Below are 4,452 nucleotides of genomic sequence, written 5' to 3'. Positions count from 1 at the left end.
GCGTGCCGACGTGCAGGCAGACGAGCGCGTGCGCAAGCTCGATATCGACCTGTGCGATCCCGATGGCAAGGTCTGCGTGCGGCTGACGGCATTTTCTTCGCGGGTGCCCGGCGGTGCGAGCGGTGCAACGGCTGCGGGACATACCGTACTACTGGAGCCGGAATGGCTGCAGAGCGAGGTGCGTTTGCAGGCAGAGGAACCCGCATATGCCCAGCATGTGGTGATGATTTGCGACATGCCCAGCGTCTCCAGCCAGGATATCGTGGAACCAACCGGTGCACGCTGCATCCAGATCGCCTCGCATCATCACGGCATGGTGGCGGACTTCCAGCGCTACACCGTGGCCGCCTTCGAGGAAATCAAGTGGATACTACAGGCGCGGCCGGCGGGCAAAGTCCTGTTTCAGATCGTGGTGCCCGCCTTGAGCGGACACCAACTCATGGCGGGGCTGAGCGGCCTGCTGAAAACGGCGCATCTGGAAAATCCCTTGCTGATAGGCCAGTTGATCGCCCTCGACGACACGCAGGTGCATCCTGGCCTGCATGCCAAGCTGCTGGAAAACCGCCACATGCCGCAAGACCGGCACATCCGCTACGAGGATGACGGCCGCTGGGTCGCCGGCTGGAAGGAGGTCACGGCCAGCGCGCACGGCATGCGCAAGCCGTGGAAGGCGGGCGGGGTATATCTGATTACGGGTGGCCTGGGCGGGCTGGGACTGATCTTTGCGCGGGAAATCGCACAGCAAGTGGCTGCCCCTACCGTGGTGCTGACCGGGCGTTCGGTAGCGGGCGAGGCCGGTCTGCGCCAGTTGCAGGCACTGGAGGCACTGGGTGCGCGGGTGCAGTACATCCAAGCGGACGTGGTGGACAAGGCGGCCGTCGCCGCACTGGTCGATGGCATGGTACGCGACTATGGCACGCTAGACGGCATCATCCATGCGGCCGGCATCATGCGCGACAACTTCATCCTGAAGAAAACAACGCACGAGCTGCAAGCGGTCCTGGCGCCAAAAACCCTGGGGTTGCTGCATCTCGATGAGGCAAGCAGAAAGCTAAAGTTAGATTTCCTGATCTGTTTTTCCTCCCTGGCGGGTGCTTATGGCAATGCGGGACAAGCCGACTATGCCGCGGCCAATGCGTTCATGGATGCCTATGCCGTTTACCGCAACAGCCTAGTGGCGCTGGAACAGCGCCATGGCCGGACGGTATCGGTCAACTGGCCGCTGTGGCAGGAAGGCGGCATGCGCATGGATCAGCAGGCCGAGCAATTGCTGGCGCAGGACTCGGGTATGCTAGCCATGAGCACCGAAGACGGCGTGGCCGCTCTGTATCGCGTGCTGGCCACGGGGCAGGACCAGATGGTGGTAATGCAGGGCGACGCCGGACAGATGCGCAACAGCTGGAAAGGGTCGGCCGTCACTGCCGTCACGGTCAACGCGCCACCGCTGCCAGTAACGGCCGATGCCCAGTTGGCAGGTAGGGCGGCACAATATTTCCTGAAATTACTCTCTGGCATCATCAAACTGTCCGTTGACCGCATCGATGTCAGCGCTCCACTGGAAAAGTACGGCATTGACTCCATCATGGCCATGGGACTGGTCAGCCAGCTTGAAAAGGTCTTTGGCAACTTGTCAAAAACCCTGGTGTTCGAACACCATACGACACAGGACCTGATCGATTATTTCATCGCCACCTATCCGCAGCGGCTGCAGGAAGTGCTGGGGGTGAAGCCGCCAGCGCCGTTGACCGCACCGTCGACACCTGCTGCAATGCCAGCAGCCGATGCGCATGCTGCTAGTGCTCCCGCGCTGCGGCAACGCCGCTATGCGTTCGCTGCCGCAGCCATTCCCGCGCCTGCGCCTGCCAGCGCACTGGCGCGCCAGGATATCGCCATCGTCGGCCTGGCCGGGCGCTATCCCCAGGCGGATAATGTGCAGGCATTCTGGGAGAACCTGAAAAACGGCAAGGACTGCATCAGCGAGATCCCAGCCGACCGCTGGGACCACAGCCTGTACTTCGATGCGAACCGCGACATGCCGGGCATGACCTACAGCAAGTGGGGCGGCTTCATCAACGGTGTTGACGAATTTGACCCGCTATTTTTCAATATCCCGCCGCTGCATGCGGAATTCACCGATCCGCAGGAACGCCTGTTCTTGCAATGCGCGTATGCAACCCTGGAGGACGCCGGCTATACGCGAGAGGCGCTGGCCCGCAAAGCAGACGGTAACGTGGGAGTCTTCGTCGGCGTGATGTACGAGGAATACCAGCTATTCGGCGCAGCGGCACATGCGCGCGGTCGCCACGTGGCGGTCTCGTCGAACCCGTCGTCGGTGGCCAACCGGGTCTCGTATTTCTGTAATTTCAATGGTCCCAGCATGGCCATCAACACCATGTGCTCGTCATCGCTAACGGCGATACACCTGGCTTGCCAGAGCTTGCACGAAGGCGAGTGCGAGCTGGCACTGGCGGGCGGCGTGAACGTATCGGTGCATCCGAATAAATACCTGATGCTGGGGCAAGGGCGGTTCGTCTCGAGTAAAGGCCAGTGCGAAAGCTTTGGCGAGGGTGGCGACGGCTACGTACCGGCCGAAGGTGTGGGCGCGGTCCTGCTCAAGCCCCTGGCGAAAGCCATCGCCGACGGCGACCATATCTATGGCGTCATCAAGGGCTCGGCGCTCAATCACGGCGGCAAGACCAATGGCTATACTGTCCCGAGTCCGGCAGGGCAGGGCAAGGTGGTGGCGCGCGCCCTGCGTCGTGCCGGCATCGATGCGCGCGATATCAGTTACCTCGAGGCGCATGGCACCGGCACGTCGCTGGGCGATCCGATCGAAATCGCAGGCCTGAGCCGTGCCTTCCGCGAACAGACGCCGGACCGGCAGTTCTGCGCCATTGGCTCGGTCAAGTCAAATATCGGCCATTGCGAGAGCGCGGCCGGCATCGCGGCGCTGACCAAGGTGCTGCTGCAGATGCGTCACGGGCAGCTGGCGCCGTCGCTGCATTCTGCCGTGCTCAATCCACATATCGACTTTGCCGCAAGTCCCTTCGTGGTACAGCAGGAACTAGGCGAATGGAGACGGCCGGTACGCATGCGCGACGGCACGCCACATGAGGTAGCGCGCATTGCCGGCATTTCGTCGTTCGGCGCAGGGGGGGCGAACGCCCACCTCATCATCGAGGAGTATACCGCCACCGGCAGCGCCGGCGCCAAGTGCCGCACGCCCGCCCTGGTCGTGCTATCGGCGCGCACCGTGCAGGCGCTGAAGCTACAGGCGCAGCAACTGGCCGAAGCACTGGAACAGCCAGACTGGACGGATGCGGACCTGGTCGATATCGCCTACACCCTGCAGATAGGACGCGAGGCGATGGATGAGCGACTCGCCATGCCGGTCGACTCGCTGCAGGCACTGCGCGACCAGCTTGGTGACTGGCTACGCGGCGGCGATGGCAGCGCTGCGGTCTTCCGCGGCCAAGCGCGGGGCGAAAAAAGCGTCGTCGGCATGTTTGCCGCGGATGAGGACATGGGCAGCATCGTCGACGCCTGGATTGCCAAGGGCAAGCATGAGAAACTGCTCAGTCTTTGGGTCCAGGGGTTCAGCTTCGACTGGCTGAAATTATACGGCCAGGCCACGCCGCGCCACGTCAGCCTGCCGAGCTATCCATTCGCGAAGGAACGCTACTGGGTTCCGGCGGCACCCGTTGTCGCCGCTGTGCCGGCAACAGCCACGGTGGCGCCAGCGGCAGCTGCGCGCGAGGCGCTGTTGCTGAGCAAGGCCTGGGAAGCGGCCGATGCGAAGCAGCAGCCGCACGCCGGGCGGCGCCTGGCGATCCTCGCCTGTGCGCAGACGGCGGCGCTGGCCATGCAGCTGGCGCAGCGCCATGCCGGCAGCATCGTCATCGATGGCGGCAAGGACGACGAGCTGCATGCAGCGCGCGACTGGCGGCAGTACGACGGCTGGGTCGACTTGAGCGGCTGTGCCAGCGTGGCGCCAGCGACGCTGGCATGGATCACGCCGCTGCAACAGTGGATCGAGGCGCGGCGACAGGAGCATGGCGTGGTGCTGTGCGTCACGCAGGGATTGGAACGTTTCCGCCAGGCGCAGGTCAATTTGGCCGGCGCGCCCCGCGTGGGGCTGTACCGCATGCTACAAAGCGAGTATGGCCGGCTGGTGTCGCGCCACGTGGACCTGGAGGAGGGGGCCAGCGAGGCCGAGCTGCTGGAACAGGTGTGTGCGGAACTGGAGACCGATGACCTGGAATCGGCAGTATGCTACCGGGGCGCGCAGCGCTACCGCGCGCTGCTGCGCGGCGAAGCACTTGCTCCCGAGGCCAAGCGGGCGCCGCTGCCGCGCTTCGATGCGCAGCAGGTACTGCTGGTGACGGGCGGCACGCGCGGCATCGGCATGCTGTGCGCGCAACATGCCGTGCGCCAATATGGCGTGCGGCGCCT

1 protein-coding gene is annotated in these 4,452 nt (G+C 64.0%); it reads left to right on the top strand.

Features of this window, described 5'->3' with window-relative positions; all coding sequences use genetic code 11:
* The coding region (locus AC1RJW_RS29580) for an SDR family NAD(P)-dependent oxidoreductase (RefSeq protein WP_493048093.1) at positions 1-4,452 on the top strand (4,452 nt) is incomplete at both ends.

It is taken from the genome of Janthinobacterium sp. GW822-FHT07A03 (genome assembly GCF_058798815.1).
Note: the sequence above shows the minus strand (reverse complement) of the source record. Positions and strands in the feature narration are given on the sequence as shown.